The organism is Nocardia sp. NBC_01730, assembly GCF_035920445.1.
GTDB lineage: Bacteria > Actinomycetota > Actinomycetes > Mycobacteriales > Mycobacteriaceae > Nocardia.
This window is the reverse complement of sequence record NZ_CP109162.1, coordinates 5,193,199-5,207,580: the sequence shown is the minus strand read 5'-3', so window position 1 is coordinate 5,207,580 and position 14,382 is coordinate 5,193,199. Positions and strand designations below refer to the sequence as shown.

Annotated in this window: 18 protein-coding genes; 8 read left to right on the top strand and 10 right to left on the bottom strand. The window is 67.1% G+C overall.

From position 1 onward, the window contains the following. Nucleotides 1–6: 6 nt before the first annotated feature. From OHB12_RS21355 to OHB12_RS21325, 7 genes are all read right to left on the bottom strand, one after another. Nucleotides 7–996, bottom strand: a complete 990-nt coding sequence (locus OHB12_RS21355; RefSeq protein WP_327110354.1) for a pirin family protein — start codon at nt 994–996, stop codon at nt 7–9. Then, entirely contained in the window at nt 989–1,303 is a 315-nt protein-coding gene (locus tag OHB12_RS21350; protein WP_327110353.1) for a GNAT family N-acetyltransferase, read from the bottom strand. Before OHB12_RS21350 ends, OHB12_RS21355 begins: the two co-directional genes overlap by 8 nt. After that, on the bottom strand, nt 1,300–1,785 hold the full coding sequence (locus tag OHB12_RS21345) for a carboxymuconolactone decarboxylase family protein (protein ID WP_327110352.1): 486 nt from the start codon (nt 1,783–1,785) through the stop codon (nt 1,300–1,302). Before OHB12_RS21345 ends, OHB12_RS21350 begins: the two co-directional genes overlap by 4 nt. Nucleotides 1,786–2,039: 254 nt before the next feature. Beyond that, entirely contained in the window at nt 2,040–2,333 is a 294-nt protein-coding gene (locus tag OHB12_RS21340; protein WP_327110351.1) for a putative quinol monooxygenase, read from the bottom strand. Nucleotides 2,334–2,362: 29 nt separating this feature from the next. Continuing rightward, entirely contained in the window at nt 2,363–3,430 is a 1,068-nt protein-coding gene (locus OHB12_RS21335) for an aldo/keto reductase (RefSeq protein WP_327110350.1), read from the bottom strand. Beyond that, a complete protein-coding gene (locus tag OHB12_RS21330) occupies nt 3,427–3,882 on the bottom strand; it encodes a MerR family transcriptional regulator (protein WP_327110349.1) in 456 nt (151 codons plus the stop codon). The genes OHB12_RS21335 and OHB12_RS21330 overlap by 4 nt, the downstream gene beginning before the upstream one ends. 388 nt (nt 3,883–4,270) lie before the next feature. Then, on the bottom strand, nt 4,271–4,642 hold the full coding sequence (locus OHB12_RS21325) for a VOC family protein (protein WP_327110348.1): 372 nt from the start codon (nt 4,640–4,642) through the stop codon (nt 4,271–4,273). A 58-nt stretch (nt 4,643–4,700) separates the two neighbouring features. On the opposite strand from OHB12_RS21325, the gene OHB12_RS21320 reads away from it, so the two are divergent. Next, nucleotides 4,701–4,904, top strand: coding sequence for a hypothetical protein (locus tag OHB12_RS21320; protein WP_327110347.1), 204 nt, complete (start codon nt 4,701–4,703; stop codon nt 4,902–4,904). A 22-nt stretch (nt 4,905–4,926) separates the two neighbouring features. Here OHB12_RS21320 and OHB12_RS21315 read toward each other — a convergent pair whose 3' ends face one another. Further along, nucleotides 4,927–5,418, bottom strand: coding sequence for a SixA phosphatase family protein (locus tag OHB12_RS21315; protein ID WP_327110346.1), 492 nt, complete (start codon nt 5,416–5,418; stop codon nt 4,927–4,929). A 178-nt stretch (nt 5,419–5,596) separates the two neighbouring features. Here OHB12_RS21315 and OHB12_RS21310 point away from each other — a divergent pair, with 178 nt between their 5' ends. Then, nucleotides 5,597–7,267 (top strand): FAD-dependent oxidoreductase, encoded by a 1,671-nt coding sequence (locus tag OHB12_RS21310; RefSeq protein ID WP_327110345.1) that lies wholly within the window; start codon nt 5,597–5,599, stop codon nt 7,265–7,267. 174 nt (nt 7,268–7,441) lie between these two features. Here OHB12_RS21310 and OHB12_RS21305 read toward each other — a convergent pair whose 3' ends face one another. Then, nucleotides 7,442–8,245, bottom strand: a complete 804-nt coding sequence (locus OHB12_RS21305; protein ID WP_327110344.1) for an acyl-[acyl-carrier-protein] thioesterase — start codon at nt 8,243–8,245, stop codon at nt 7,442–7,444. Nucleotides 8,246–8,605: 360 nt separating this feature from the next. On the opposite strand from OHB12_RS21305, the gene OHB12_RS21300 reads away from it, so the two are divergent. Continuing rightward, nucleotides 8,606–9,580, top strand: a complete 975-nt coding sequence (locus OHB12_RS21300) for an NADPH:quinone oxidoreductase family protein (protein ID WP_327110343.1) — start codon at nt 8,606–8,608, stop codon at nt 9,578–9,580. A gap of 34 nt (nt 9,581–9,614) precedes the next feature. Then, a complete protein-coding gene (locus OHB12_RS21295) occupies nt 9,615–10,727 on the top strand; it encodes a winged helix DNA-binding domain-containing protein (protein ID WP_327110342.1) in 1,113 nt (370 codons plus the stop codon). Between the two features lie 22 nt (nt 10,728–10,749). Here the strand turns inward: OHB12_RS21295 and OHB12_RS21290 are convergent, their stop codons facing one another. Beyond that, nucleotides 10,750–11,274, bottom strand: a complete 525-nt coding sequence (locus tag OHB12_RS21290; RefSeq protein WP_327110341.1) for an Lrp/AsnC family transcriptional regulator — start codon at nt 11,272–11,274, stop codon at nt 10,750–10,752. A 161-nt stretch (nt 11,275–11,435) separates the two neighbouring features. Here OHB12_RS21290 and hppD point away from each other — a divergent pair, with 161 nt between their 5' ends. The 4 genes from hppD (at nt 11,436) to OHB12_RS21270 (ending at nt 14,076) form a co-directional block, all read left to right on the top strand. Further along, the gene (gene hppD / locus OHB12_RS21285; RefSeq protein WP_327110340.1) at nt 11,436–12,638 is read left to right on the top strand and encodes a 4-hydroxyphenylpyruvate dioxygenase; all 1,203 of its coding nucleotides are present in this window, start codon (nt 11,436–11,438) and stop codon (nt 12,636–12,638) included. A 73-nt stretch (nt 12,639–12,711) separates the two neighbouring features. Further along, nucleotides 12,712–12,918 (top strand): hypothetical protein, encoded by a 207-nt coding sequence (locus OHB12_RS21280; protein WP_327110339.1) that lies wholly within the window; start codon nt 12,712–12,714, stop codon nt 12,916–12,918. 56 nt (nt 12,919–12,974) lie between these two features. Next, the gene (locus tag OHB12_RS21275) at nt 12,975–13,502 is read left to right on the top strand and encodes a DUF3558 domain-containing protein (RefSeq protein WP_327110338.1); all 528 of its coding nucleotides are present in this window, start codon (nt 12,975–12,977) and stop codon (nt 13,500–13,502) included. Nucleotides 13,503–13,512: 10 nt separating this feature from the next. Next, nucleotides 13,513–14,076, top strand: a complete 564-nt coding sequence (locus OHB12_RS21270; protein ID WP_327110337.1) for a DUF3558 domain-containing protein — start codon at nt 13,513–13,515, stop codon at nt 14,074–14,076. Nucleotides 14,077–14,382 lie beyond the last annotated feature (306 nt).

The window sequence follows — 14,382 nt, the reverse complement described above, 5'->3', positions numbered from 1 at the left end:
TGCCACTTAGTCCCTGGCCGAACCGATTCGGCGTTTGCGCGGCTTCAGATGTAGGCCTGGCAGTGGCGGTGCGGGAATGCGCTGCTCAGGCGGGTGCCCCGCGATATCGGCGAAACGGTCGAGTTCGCGGTTCTCCCAGTCGTTTCGGGCGGCGATGATCTCCTCATGGCTGCGGCCGACGAAGTTCCACCACATCACCAGCTCCTCGCCGAACGGCACGCCGCCGATCAGCGCGAAGTGGGCGCCGTCCGCGCTGGCAAGCCGGAGCTCGTCGCGATCGGTGCCCAGGTACAGCAGGGGCCCCGGCGCCAGCTCGGTCTCGGCGACCGTCACTTTGCCCTCGATCACCAGCACCGCGTGTTCGAAATGAGGGTTCAGCGGAATGGTGGCGTCGGTGCCCGGCTCCACCCGCACATCGGCACCGACGAGGGGCGTGTACGCGATCGCGGGCGAGTCGACCCCGGCCAGCGAGCCGATCAGAACGATCGCCCGTAGGCCGGGAGCTTCGAGAACGGGCAGCTCGCGATGCTGCTCGAAGTGCGGGTCGATCCCGGCCTGATCGCCGGGCAACGCGATCCACAGTTGCAGACCGTGTCCGGCCGGCGCGCCCGGGACGGCATACTCGGAATGCGCGATGCCGCGTCCCGAGGTCATCAGGTTCAGCTGGCCCGGCTCGATCTCCACATCCGAGCCGACCGAGTCGCGGTGCCGGATGCGGCCTTCGAACGGCCAGGTCACTGTCTGCAGGCCGATGTGCGGGTGCGGATCGATGTCCGGCGGCGCACCGGTCTTGGTGACCGTCGGTGAGCCGAAGTGATCGAGGAAGCACCACGCGCCGACCGTCGGCAGGTCCCGTTGCGGTAGGACGCGTTCCACGAAGACTCCGCGGACACCGCCGAGCGGCACCTCGCGCGCCGGATACAGCTCCACGGCAGGACCGGGGCCGGGTGCCGGCTCGCAGAGCGTCTCCGCGGGCCGCGGGTCGAGGTCACTCACGAGTGACGCCCTTGCCGATGACGTGGGCGTCGAATTCCGCGTGCTTCTCCAGGTATGCCTTGATGAACGGGCACAGCGGCCGGATCACGCGCCCGCGCCCGATGGCGTCCTCGATCGCGCTCTCGGCCAGGGCGGTGCCGAGGCCCTTGCCGGAGAACGCGCCGTCGATCTCGGTGTGGATGAACACGGTCTCGTCGTCGCGCTCCTCGTATTCGGCGAAGCCGGCCAGTTTCCCGCCGTAGAACACCTCGTAGCGATGCTTTTCGTCGTTGCGGACCACTTTGGACTCCGGAGTCGATACGGTCATGGTCGCTTCTCCTTCCGTGCGTGGACCGGGTGCCTGCTGAGGATCGATACGCGGTTGAACGCGCCGATCGTGGTCGCCACCCAGGCGACGGCAGACAGCTGATCATCCGTCAGGTACTTGCGAGCGAAAGCGTACTCACGCTCCAGGGTGTCTTCGTCCGGAAGCGTCGCCGTGATCTCCGCGATCGCGAGCACGGCCTGCTCGAACGGGGTGTATGTCCCGCCGCGCCGCCACCCCGGCAGCGCCGCGATCTCCTGCTCGGTGGCTCCGGCCCCGAGCGCGGCCCGGTAGTGCACGTCCAGGCAGTACGCGCCGCCGTTGATCTGGGAGACGCGCAGGTTGATCAGTTCGATGATCCTGCGATCGAGTCCGACCGCGGCGCCCGCCGCCCGCACCTCGCTCGCGACGCTGTTGAGCGCGCGGAAAGCGGTCGGCGTCTGTTTGTCGATCCAGACGCGGTCGGGGGGTGCATCAGGCTTCATATTCGTCGGATGTTAGCCGCCACTGGTAAACACGCGGACAATGACCACCGAATAAGCGGACTTCGGTCCGTGTGCTGGTGCATTGTCCGCAATGCTCCTGGGCTCGCCACGATCTGAACCGACAGAGCACGTGCCGACCGAGTGGAACGCCGAACGCCCGCCCGCAGTGCTCAGCGGGCGGGCGGTTCACGGACCAGGCACTGGTCGCGCAACCCTCCGGTGCTCCGAGGAACGCCGGAGGTTGCGGCCGCGGATCACGCGATCTCGGCGAACCGTCTCAGCTGGAACGGCTCGACCAGGATGTCCTCCAGCGCCGCTGCGCACGCCTTCAGGTGCGGCGTCCGGAAATGCGTCGCCATGGCGTCCGCATCGACCCACTCCTCCAGCAGCGCCACCCGTCTCGGATCGGTGGGATGCAGGTAGAGCTCGTAGCCGAGACAGCCCTCCTCCGCCAGGGTCGGTTCGATCATGCTCTGCAGCAGATCCTTCAGATCCGCCTCGCGGCCAGGCTTGGCGGTGAAGCGGACGTTGACCGTCAACGTGGACACAGCTGTCTCCTGAGCTCTCGTGCTGTTGGCTATTCCCGGCCCGCCGAGGTGAAGGACATATCCGCGTACCGGTTCCCGGCCACCTTGCCCGCGATCGGCTCCAGCGTCGCCAGTTCGTCGGCCGTCAGCGCGACGGTCGCGGCGGCCACGTTGTCGGCGAGCCTGCTCCGGCTGCGTGTGCCGGGAATCGGGACCACCGCGAGGTCGTGCACCCCGGCCTGCGCGTGCACCCAGGCCAGCGCGACCTGCGCGAGCGTGCTGCCGCGCGCGTCCGCGATCGCCCGCAGCGGTGCGAGCAGTTCGGCGTTGTGCGCCGCGTTGTCGCCGGAGAAGCGCGGCATCGAGGCGCGGAAGTCCTTCCCGTCCGCCGATCCGCTTGCGCCGGTGAACGATCCGGCGAGGAAGCCACGGCCGAGCGGCGAGTATGGCACGAACGTCACGCCCAGTTCCGCGGCGGCGGGCACCACGGTCCGCTCGACATCGCGGGAGAACAGCGACCACTCCGACTGCACCGCGGCGATCGGATGCACTGCGTGTGCGGCACGCAGTTCGGCTCCGGTCACCTCGGACAGGCCCAGTGCGCGGACCTTGCCTTCCCGTACCAGTTCCGCCATGGTGCCCACGGTGTCCTCGATCGGCACGGTGGGGCTCTTGCGGTGCAAGTAGTACAGGTCGATGGTGTCGATCCCGAGCCTGCGCAGGCTGGCCTCCACCGAACCGCGGATGTAGGCGGGGGAGTTGTCGAAGCCACGGTAGGTCGGGTCGTCGGCCTTGCGGACGATGCCGAACTTGGTGGCCAGCACCACCCGGTCGCGATGGGCGCCGACGAAATCGCTGAGCAATTCCTCGTTGTGGCCGGAGCCGTAGATGTCGGCGGTGTCGAAGAGCGTGATACCCAGTTCCAGGGCCTGCTCCAGCGTCGCCCGCGATTCGGTTAGGTCGCTGGGGCCGTAGAACTCGCTCATCCCCATGCAGCCAAGCCCCTGCGTCCCTACCCGGATGCCGCTGGTGCCCAGCGGGCTGGTGGGAAGCGTGTCCGACCCACCCGTCGCCCGGGCGCCACCCCTGATCGATTCGCTCCGCGATACCGTGTTCATACCTTGATTCCTTCGCTGTCGTGCGCGATGACCACGGCCGGTCGGCCCGCCTGGGCTCTGCCCTCGTAGACGGCGATCTTGTAGTCCAGCACGGCCAGGGTCTGACGAAGTTCATCGATCTTGGCGAGTACCTCGGAGCGCGTGTTCCGGAACATTTCCAGCCGCTCGGGGAACGTGGACTCCCCTGCCCGCACCAGCTCCGCGTAGCGGACCATGTCCGCCACCGACATGCCGGTGGTGCGCAAGCGACCGATCAGCGTCAGCCATTCCAGATCGCGATCACTGAACCGGCGCTTGCCTGCGTGGTCCCTGCCGATGTAATCCATCAGCCCGATCCGCTCGTACCAGCGCAGCGTATCCCGGCTCAGCCCCGACCGCTCGGCCGCGGCGCCGATCGAATACCGGGGTTGCTCCCAGTCGCTCACACTCTCCTGAGGTGCGATGTCTCTCATGCACTCGCCCTTCTCGTTGAACATCGACGACGCTAGTCACCTGGAGTGCACTCCAAGCAAGTCCATTCTGCCGAACTCCGATCCCGATTCCGAAGATCCGGTGCGCACAGGAAGGCGGGCAGGCACCATCTGCCCGATAAGGCCTGCCTTTTGCCGGTGCCGAGGCCTCGGGCCGAGTCGGCTCCGCACCCGGTCGAGACGGTGGGCGGGCCGGCGGTCAACCGACATGAGGGTATGTCGACGCCGTGGGATGTCGGCCCGCGCGGCGCCATTCGAAGTGCACCGACGGCGAACCCGTCGACCACACGAGGGGCGAATCATGCGACCTCGTGTGGCAGCGGGTTGCCGCCCCGCGCCGGCGTACTGCCGGGTGCCCCGACCCAGCCGGTCAGCTGCTGTAGTCGGGCAGTTGCTGGACGGCCCATTTGTTGCCGTCCGGATCGGAGAAGAACGTGAACAGGCCCCAGCCGAGGTCCTGCACCGGAGTGGCCTCCACACCGGCGGCGACCAGCTGCCGGTAGGCGTCCTCAGCGCTGGCCACCACCATCTGCATGCCCTCGACGCTGCCGGGCGCCGCCTTCGTGATGCCCTCGCCCAGACAGATGGAACAGCCGGAACCGGGTGGGGTCAGCTGAACGAAGCGCAGGTTCTCGTTGACCCGGTGGTCGTGGTCGGCGTTGAAGCCGATCTTGGTGTAGAAGTCCTTGGCGCGGTCTACGTCGGTCACCGGAATGGCGACGAGCTCGATTTTCCAGTCCATCCGCCGAGCATTTCACCAGCCACCGACAAAGTCCCCGCTTCCGGCCTACTCTGGGGACATGCCTGGAAAGGACATCGACCGGATCAGGGCTCGTTCGGCTTGGGCGACGGTCAGGGAAAGCCCGGTGATCACCGCCATCGCGGTGGCGCCCTTCGTGCTTGCGCTCGGCGTCGTGTGGTGGCTGTTCGGCGGTTTCGCCGCGTTCGTGCTGCTGGTGATCCTCGGTGCGGTCGTTGTGGTCGGCGGCAAGTTACTGCGCTGACCGCGCGCCGAGCCGCGTGTGGTCAGCGCGGAATATGGAAGTAAGTCAGCTCCCCGGTCCCGGGGTCGATATCGGCCCAGGGCCGGTCGAATTGCAGCACGGCGAGCGCCGAGGTGGGGAACTTCCTGCTGAGTTCGACGGCCGGTGCCGAATCGCGGTTGCTCGCCAATTCCCATGCCGTCCACGGCAGGCCGGGCGCGTGTCCGATCACCAGCAGCGTCGCCACGTCGTCGTCGCTGAGCCGGATCAGCTCGATGAGCGAAGGCGGTGCGGCCTCGTAGATCCCGGCTTCGAAGACGACCGGCGCCGTGATCTCGGTGGCGATGAGCGTCTGCCTGGTGCGAATGGCGGTGGAGCAGCGTACGGCGTCGATCGGTGGCTGGGTCTCGCGTAACCAGCGGCCCGCCAGTCCGGCTTCGCGTCGACCCCGCGGCGCCAGCGGTCGTTCGTGATCGTCGATGTCGTCCGGGTACGCCGACTTGCCGTGCCGCATGAGGATCAGAGTCCGCACCATGGGGATACCGTAAGGCCTCCGGACGCGAGGTCTCGACCATACTCGAGGCAAACTGAAAGCGGCATCACATCACGACTGCCGCAGGAGATCCCCGCGACGGAAGTGACGGACGCCGCTTCTGCCCACCGCAACCCCTTGAGTGGCCACACCCACATATATCTTCGAGGATCAGCACAATATGGCCTACGTAATCACGCAGCGCTGTTGCAACGACGCCAGCTGCGTTTCCGAGTGCCCGGTCGATTGCATCCGTCCCACCCCGGACCAGCCGGAGTTCGCGACTACCGAGATGCTCTACATCGACCCCGACACCTGTATCGACTGCGGTGCCTGCGTCGACGCGTGCCCGGTGGAGGCCATCTTCCCCGAGGACGACCTCGCCGCCTCGCTGGCGCGATACCGGGATATCAATGCCGACTACTTCCAACGGCATCCGCTCGAGTCGAACTTCGATCCGATCGTCACTCCCGCACGTCCGCCGAAGGAGCTGGGTACCCTACGCGTCGCGATCGTCGGAGCCGGGCCCGCGGCCTGCTACGCCGCCGACGAACTGCTGCGCAGAGCAGACGTCGAAATCGAGATGTTCGACCGGCTGCCCACCCCGTGGGGCCTGGTCCGGGCGGGCGTCGCTCCGGACCACCCCGGCACCAAGACGGTCTCGAGTATGTTCGAGTCCGCGTTCCGCCGCGAGACACTGCAGTACTACCTCAACGTCGAGGTCGGCACGGACATCTCGCATGACGAACTGCTGCGGCACCACCACGCCGTGATCTACGCGGTCGGCGCCTCGACCGACCGCCACCTCGGCGTGCCGGGCGAGGATCTTCCTGGCAGTCACTCGGCCACCGAGTTCGTCGCCTGGTACAACGGTCACCCGGACTACGCCGACCGGACCTTCGACCTGTCCGGCGAGCGGGCCGTGATCGTCGGCAACGGCAATGTCGCCTTGGACGTGGCGCGAGTGCTGACCGTCGACCCCGACGAACTCGCCAAGACCGACATCGCGGATTACGCGCTGGATGCGTTGCGCCAGAGCAATATTCGCGAGATTATCGTGCTCGGCAGGCGCGGCCCGCTGCAGGCGGCCTACACCTCGTCGGAGTTCCTCGCCCTTGCTCACCTGAAGGGCGTCGACGTTGTCGTCGAGGAGGCCGATCTGGAACTCGACCAGGCGAGCCGAGCAATTTTGGACGATCCGAAGGTCGAACCGTCGCTGACGCTGAAGTACACCCTGGCCGAGGAGTACGTCGCCGGTCGGCGCGCGGAGGGCAACAAGCGGATCGTCTTCCGCTACCTCGCCTCGCCGACCGCGCTGATCGGCGCCGACCGGGTCGAGTCGGTCGAGTTCGTGCACAACGAGCTGGTCAGCGAGGGCGGTCAGCTGGTGGCCGTGGCGACCGATCGGACCGAGAGCATCGACGCCGCGCTGGTGCTGCGTTCCATCGGCTACCGCGGAGAGCCGGTCGGCGACCTGCCGTTCGACGAGCGGCGCGGCGTCGTGCCCAACGAGCACGGCCGGGTGATCGGCGCCGACGGCATACCGATTTCCGGCGTGTATGTCAGCGGCTGGATCAAGCGCGGTCCGCGCGGTGTGATCGGATCGAACCGGGTCGACTCCGAGGAGACGGTGGAACAGCTCCTCTCCGACTTCACCACGGGCAAATTCGGTGTGCCGCAGGGCAATCGGGCCGCGCTGAAGACTCTGCTGGCCCAGCGGCAGGCCGACCTGGTGGACCGGGCGGGCTGGCGGGCGATCGATCAGGCGGAGAAGGCCGCGGGCAAGTCCGCGGGTCGTCCGCGGGTCAAGTTCACCACCCGCGAGGATCTGCTGAAGGCTGCGCGCGGCTGACAGTTGCGGTCGCCGGTCGGATCATCCGAGATCCGACCGGCCTCCGGCTATGGCGCCTTCGACCAGCCAACTGGTTTCGCAAGAACATGGGTAACTCATCGGGAACGCCCAGAACTCGAGTGGCACTCACCGCGGGACCTGAACGCAAATCCTGTGTCACCCGACTGGTACGGCCTAAAAACTCGGAGAGGCGGGCAGCGAGGCGGGGGAGGGCAGCGGCATGATGCGGACCACCGTGGTGGTCGTACTGCCGACAACGAACCACAGCCGCAGCACCGGCTGTCCTGACCGGTCGCTGGGCTCGTATCGGCTGCGTATGGTCACATGCTGGCGTGCGAGGACCGGCGCCACGTATTCGATCACCGCGCGGTGTGGGCCTGCGAGCAGCTTGGGGTAGTCGACCAGGAACTGTTCCACCGCCTGCCAGTAACAGGCGTTGTTGACGTGGTTGTACTGGTCGATATCCGTGGCGCGCACCGGGAACGGCATGTCGGTGTCCGATTCCGGCGGTGTCGCGTCCGCCAGGTACGGCCGCCAGCGCAGCCGATGCTCGTCGGTCGTGCGGGCCAGGTAGGCCAGGCCCTCGTCGCTGATTCGGGCGGGCATCCCGGTCGACTCGCTGATGTTGATCCAGAAGCCCTCTGTCTCGATCAGGCCACCGTTTCCGCTGGTGATCCGCACGCGCATATTGGTCCACCTGGTGGACAACGCCGAACACCAGCGCAACAGTCGCACCTCGTCCGGCCAGAGGATCGGTCGGACGACGTCGATGACCGTCCGTCGGACGATCCAATTCGGGTCGGTCCGGTGAAAGAAGGTTGTCTGCAGATTTTCCCAGGCAATATCCTGCAGGTAGCGGGCGACGGCATCGAACCGCAACCGGTCGTAGGGATCCACATCGCCAGCCCGGACGGGCCACGTCGAAGCAAAGCCCATGCCCTCCTGGGGAAGCGGGGCGAGTGGCTGATCGAGTGACACTGGTGCTCCTCGCGCTGCACGGTGTGCTGCGTTTCTTCATGCGGTGCTGTTGTGACACGACTTTACGGGGCGTACGTCACACCCTCGCGTCGAGCCGCCTGTACTCCCGCATAATCCGCCAAAAAACCTTTGGACCAGGCAGGATAGTGTGGAGGACCGAGCCGGTCCCGGCCGAGAAGCTTCGATCGATAGCACATCCAGCAGTGCGGCGCTCACCGCGGCGGCGCGGGTCTTCTCGATCTCCATGCACTTCGACAGCAAAATCGGGTCGTCTGGAGACTGGTCCGCGGCGGCCGGTTAGGTTGGTCCTGGCGGCGTCGGCGAGGACACGCGCCGTCGCGAGGACAGAGAGGTCAGCACATGCGCGCAGCCCAGGTCAGCAAGCTGGAAGGACCGGAAGCGATCCAGGTCGTCGACATCCCGGAGCCCGCTTCCTACCGGGGTGGTGTCGTGATCGACGTGCACGCGGCAGGTGTCGCCTTCCCGGACCTACTGATGACCCGCGGCCTGTACCAGATGAAACCCGAGCTGCCGTTCGTCGTCGGCGGCGAGGTTGCGGGCATCGTGCGCGAGGCGCCCGAGAACGCGCACGTCGTGGCCGGTGACCGGGTGGTCGCACTGACCCTGCTCGGCAACGCCATGGCCGAGGTGGCCGTCGCGCCCGCGCCGATGGTGTTCCGGCTGCCGGACAACGTCTCGCTCGAGGCGGGCGCAGGCGTCCTGTTCAACGATCTGACCGTCCACTTCTGCCTGCGCAACCGCGGCAGGCTGGCCGAGGGCGAGACCGTGCTGGTGCACGGCGCCGCGGGCGGCATCGGCACCTCGACGCTGCGGATGGCGGCCGCGCTCGGCGCCGGCCGGGTGATTGCCGTGGTGAGCACGGAGGCGAAGGCCGAGGTGGCCCGCGCCAACGGCGCCAGCGACGTAGTGCTCGCCGACGGCTGGCTCGCGGCGGTGCAGGAATTGACCGGCGGCCGCGGCGTCGACATCGTGCTCGACCCGGTCGGGGGCGACCGCTTCACCGACAGCATTCGTTCGCTCGCCTCGGCGGGCCGGTTGCTGGTAGTCGGCTTCACCGCCGGCGAGATCCCCACCGTGAAGGTGAACCGGCTGCTGCTGAAGAACGTCGAGGTGCTCGGCGCACTGTGGGGCGAATGGGTGATGTCGCACCCGGGGTATCTGGCCGAGCAGTGGGCCGAGGTTGAGCCGCTGCTCGCCGCAGGCAAGATCGCGCCGCCGGAGCCGGTGCTGTACCCGCTGGACAAGGCCGCCGAGGCGGTCGCCTCGCTGGACAACCGCACCGCCACCGGCAAGATCGTGGTCACGCTGCGCTGACGCGCAGTGTGACCACCCGTCTACGGAGCGCGCTGTGAAGCTGTCCACCCGGGTGCTGAATCGCACCCTGCTCGCCCGCCAGCACCTGCTGGAGCGCTCCCCGCGCACCGTGCCCGAGATATGCGACCATCTCGTCGGGTTGCAGGCGCAGGATTCGCCGCCGCCGTTCGTCGGATTGTGGAGCCGCATCGCGGATTTCGATCCGACGACGGTGTCGGACGCGCTGGAGGACCGCTCGCTGGTCCGAATCACCTTGATGCGCGGCACGATTCACCTGGTCACCCCGCCCGACGCGCTGCGCATCGCGCCGCACGTGCAACCAGAACTGGAGAAGGTGCCGTTCCGCAAGGGGTTCAACTACGGCGCGATGGTCGGGCTCGACCCGGAGGAGGTGCGCGGGCACGGCGAGGCGGTACTCGGTGACGAGCCGATGTCCGCTGCGGAGCTGCGCGCCCGCGCTGCCGAGCTCTATCCGGATCGCAACCCGGGCGCGGTGGTGCAGACCTGGCTCTATCAGCTCCCGGTGTTGCAGACCCCGCCGCGAGGCAAGTGGAAAGACAACAGCAGGCCGATCTGGTCCCGGGTCGAGCCGTGGCTCGACGCTCCGCTCGACCCGAGCTACCCGCTCGCGGAGTTGCTCGTCCGCTATCTGCGCGCCTTCGGCCCGGCCAGCACCATGGACATGCAGACCTGGTCGAAGCTGCTCGGCATGAAGCAGGCGATCGACGAACTCGGCGACCGCGTGCGCACCTACACCGACGAGCGCGGACGGACCCTCTACGACGTAGCCGACGGCGAGCTCGCCGACCCTGACGTACCCGCTCCCGTGCGTCTGCTCGGGTGGTACGACAATGTCGTTCTCTCCCACCAGGATCGGACCAGGATCGTGCCGGACGGTGCGGCCCCTCCGCTGCGCGCCTTCGCGGCGCAGGTGTCTCCAGTGCTGGTCGACGGGTTCCTCGCGGGTCTGTACAAGGTCTTCGTCACCGCCGAGACCGCTCGGCTCCGGATCAGCCCGACCAGGACGTGGACCAAGACGGAAAGCGCTGCCGTGGCGGCCGAAGCGCACGCTCTGCTCGGCTTCCTGGAGGCGGGCAGGCGGGCCTGCGTGGAAATCCTCGACGTGGACGCCGACCTGCGTCCCTGATTCGTCCGAACGGTTGCCGCCGCTACGGTTCGTTGGTCGAGCGGTAGGCGGGCGCCTTGGTGGTACCGGCCGGACTCATCGTGCGTAGCAGTGGCAGCGAGCGGCGCGCCACCACCGTCGACAGCACGATGACGCTGTGCGAGCGCACCACCGACGAGGTCCGGTCGATGCTCAGCAACGCGGCCTGGAGTCCAGCGTGCGAGTCGGCGCCGATCCGGCAGAGCACGTCGCCGGAGCCGGTGGTCGCGTAGGCCTCCAGCACGCCGGGGATGGTGTCGAGTTCGGCCGCGACGGTGTCGAGCGCGCCCTGCGCGATCTCCAGCGTGACGAACGCCTGCACGTCGAACCCGGCCGCGGTGACGTCGATTTGCGGGTCGTAAGAGGCGATCACGCCGGATTCCTCCATGCGCCCGATCCGGGATTGCACCGTGGCCCTGGCGACCCGGGTGCGGCGGGACAGCTCGAGGATGCCCGCCTTCTGGTACTCGTGCATCGCGGTGAGGATTGCGAGGTCGAGTTCGTCGAGTTTCGCGGGCGTTCGCGACATGACGGCCTCCGTTCGGGGCATGGGCCAGGCGTGCTGCCTGCCCTGCAGATGCTATTCAAATTGTCCAGCATTCCGAGGCGTTTCCTAGCCGAATTCGCCACACTGTCTATCGATAGTTGGTGCTGTTGCCTATCGTGTAGACCCGGCGATTTCCTTGGAGCATGACCATCGATCACCTGCCCAACGCCCGGCGCGGCACCGCCCCCAGCGACCGCGAGCTGCGCACGCTCGTCGGGCTGGTCGACCACGACAACAGCGGCGATCCTTTCCCCGTGATCGGCTGGGACGCGCTGGTCTGGGTGGTCGGCAATGCCACACAGACCGCGCACTTCCTGGAATCCGCTTTCGGGATGCGGTTGGAGGCGTACTCCGGTCCCGAGACCGGAAACCGTGACCACAAAGCGTTCGTCTTGCGCAGTGGCGCGGCGCGTTTCGTGGTCACCGGTGCAGTCGACCCGAACAGTACGTTGGTCGCCCATCATGATCGGCACGGCGATGGTGTGATCGATATCGCGCTAGAGGTGCCCGACGTGGATCGCTGTGTGGCATGGGCGCGGACGCAAGGCGCCACCATCCTGGTCGAACCGTACGACGACACCGACGACTTCGGCACCGTCCGCTCGGCCGCACTGGCCACTTACGGCGAGACCCGCCACACGCTGGTCGACCGCTCCCGTTACTACGGCCCCTATCTGCCCGGCTATATCGGCCGGCGCTCGAACTATCAGCAGCGGGCGGGCTCGCCCACTCGGCTGTTCCAGGCGATCGACCACGTCGTAGGCAATGTGGAACTCGGGCAGATGGACCAGTGGGTCGAGTTCTACCGACGCGTCATGGGTTTCACCAACATGGCCGAGTTCGTCGGCGACGACATCGCCACCGAGTATTCGGCGCTGATGAGCAAGGTGGTCGCCAATGGAAACCACCGGGTGAAGTTCCCGCTCAACGAACCCGCCGCTGGCAAGAAGCGCTCGCAGATCGATGAATACCTCGAGTTCTACCGTGGCCCCGGCGTGCAGCACATCGCGCTCGCCACCGGCGATATCCTCGCCTGCGTCGACGCGCTGCGCCGCGAGGGCGTCGAATTCCTCGACACGCCCGCCGCCTACTACGAGGACCCCGAACTGCGCGCCCGCATCGGCCGGGTCCGTGTGCCGGTCGAGGAATTACAACACCGCGGCATCCTGGTAGATCGCGACGAGGACGGCTATCTGCTACAAATCTTCACCAGACCGCTCACCGACCGTCCCACCGTCTTCTTCGAGCTCATCGAGCGGCACGGCTCCCTCGGCTTCGGCAAGGGCAATTTCAAGGCGCTGTTCCAGGCGATCGAACGCGAACAGGAGGCCCGCGGCAATTTGTGATCGGTTGTCGCACTGCGTATTTGGCAGTACTCTCCTGGTCGGATCATTCGCCGGACACGGGGGGAGGGTCGCGGTGGCCGGGAAAACCGCCGCGGTGGCTTCGCTCGTCATCGCGCTCTGCGGTGGCGCGGGTCCGGTCGCGCGGGCGGGGCCGCCCTCCAGCTATCACCCGAATCTGGACGCGTGCCTGACGGCGATGTCGAAATACAAGACCGGGCGGGCGGAGTGCGTGTATATCGCGCCCATAGACACTTACGTGCTGCGCGTCGAGGGCGGATAACCGTTGCCGCCCGCGCGATCCGGACCCGACCGCGATGCCGTGGGTAGAGTGCAGCTATGCGGATAGGGGCGTTGGTCGGCTGCGCGGCGGTGCTGTCGTTGATGCTGACGGCGTGCGGTTCGGGAGGCAACGCGGACGACACCCAGACCTCGCTGCGCCCACCGCCGAAGGTGGCCACGCTAGGTCCGTTCGTCGGTGAATGCGGGCACGTGACCGACGACGAGGTGCGCGATCTCGCGGGTCTCGGCCAGATCTCCCAGGTGCTGAAAAACTCGGTGGGCTGCAACTGGCAGTCCGCGGGGACCGGTTCGTCCAGCGTCACCTTCGCCTCGTACCGGGGCAGCCCGATCGAGCGGGAGAAGGCATGGGTCTCCACTCAGGGCCGTAATCCGCAGACGATCGAAGTCGGAGGGCGTACCGGTTTTCAGGCGCTCGAGCCGAGCGGGCAGGTCTGCGACCTCGCGGTGCGGCTCGACGACGACTTCTTCGAATGGTCTATGTCCTTCGGCCTGTTCGGTGCCGACGGCAATCCGTGCGACCGCATGCACAAGCTGGCGGAACTGACCGTGCAACGGCTGGGGTAGGGAAGGACCGATGACACTTCGGCGCGGCTACACCCGTGGAATATTCGCCGCGGTCGCCCTGTTGGCTCTTGCGTCCGGCGCCTCTGGTTGCGGGCGAACGGTCAGTGGGTCCGCCTACCCGGCCGGATCCGGTACGGGGGACACCGTCAACACCAATTTCGACAAGCTGCTGCGTGAATGCGAGGTCGTCACGAGCGAGGACATCGCCAAGGCGGTGGGTGCGGACTCCTTCGTTCAGCCGTCCTTCTACGGCGCGGTCTGCATGTGGGACCTGCAGGGCGCCCCCGGTGGTGACGCCATGGTGACGCTCAATTGGTACGAGATCGGTGCGCTGAACAACGAGAAGGCCAACAACGACAGGCTCGGCTACATCACCAACAACATCACCGTCGAGGGCAGGCGCGCGCTGGAGACGCGCCGCCCCAACGATCCGGACTCCTGCGGCGTCAGTGCGGGTGCGGCGGATCAGGGCGTCATCGGTTTCTGGGTCAACTACCACCCGGGCTCGAGTCATCCGGACCCGTGCGGGGCAGCGAAGAAGCTGGTCGAGTTGACCTTGAATTTGGCGCGGTAGCGGGGGTCGATACCACCCGCTTTGACCCTGTGTCCCGGCCGCGGGTATCGTGGATCGCTGTGCCCGGAAGCATGCGGGCAAGTTCGTGCGTGATCGTAGGCCAGCGAAAGCGGCTGACCACTCCAGCGTGCCCGAATTTCGGGCTCTGCGCCGCGTGCGACACGCCCGACCTCGGGACGCGAGAAACGCGGCCGGACGTGCGAGTGAAAGCTCGATGACAGCGATGTGAACGATGGGCCCGGAGGCGGAAGCTTGCGTGACCACGAAAGGCCCCGGGAGCGTCGCCAACTAAACAGACATGAAGTT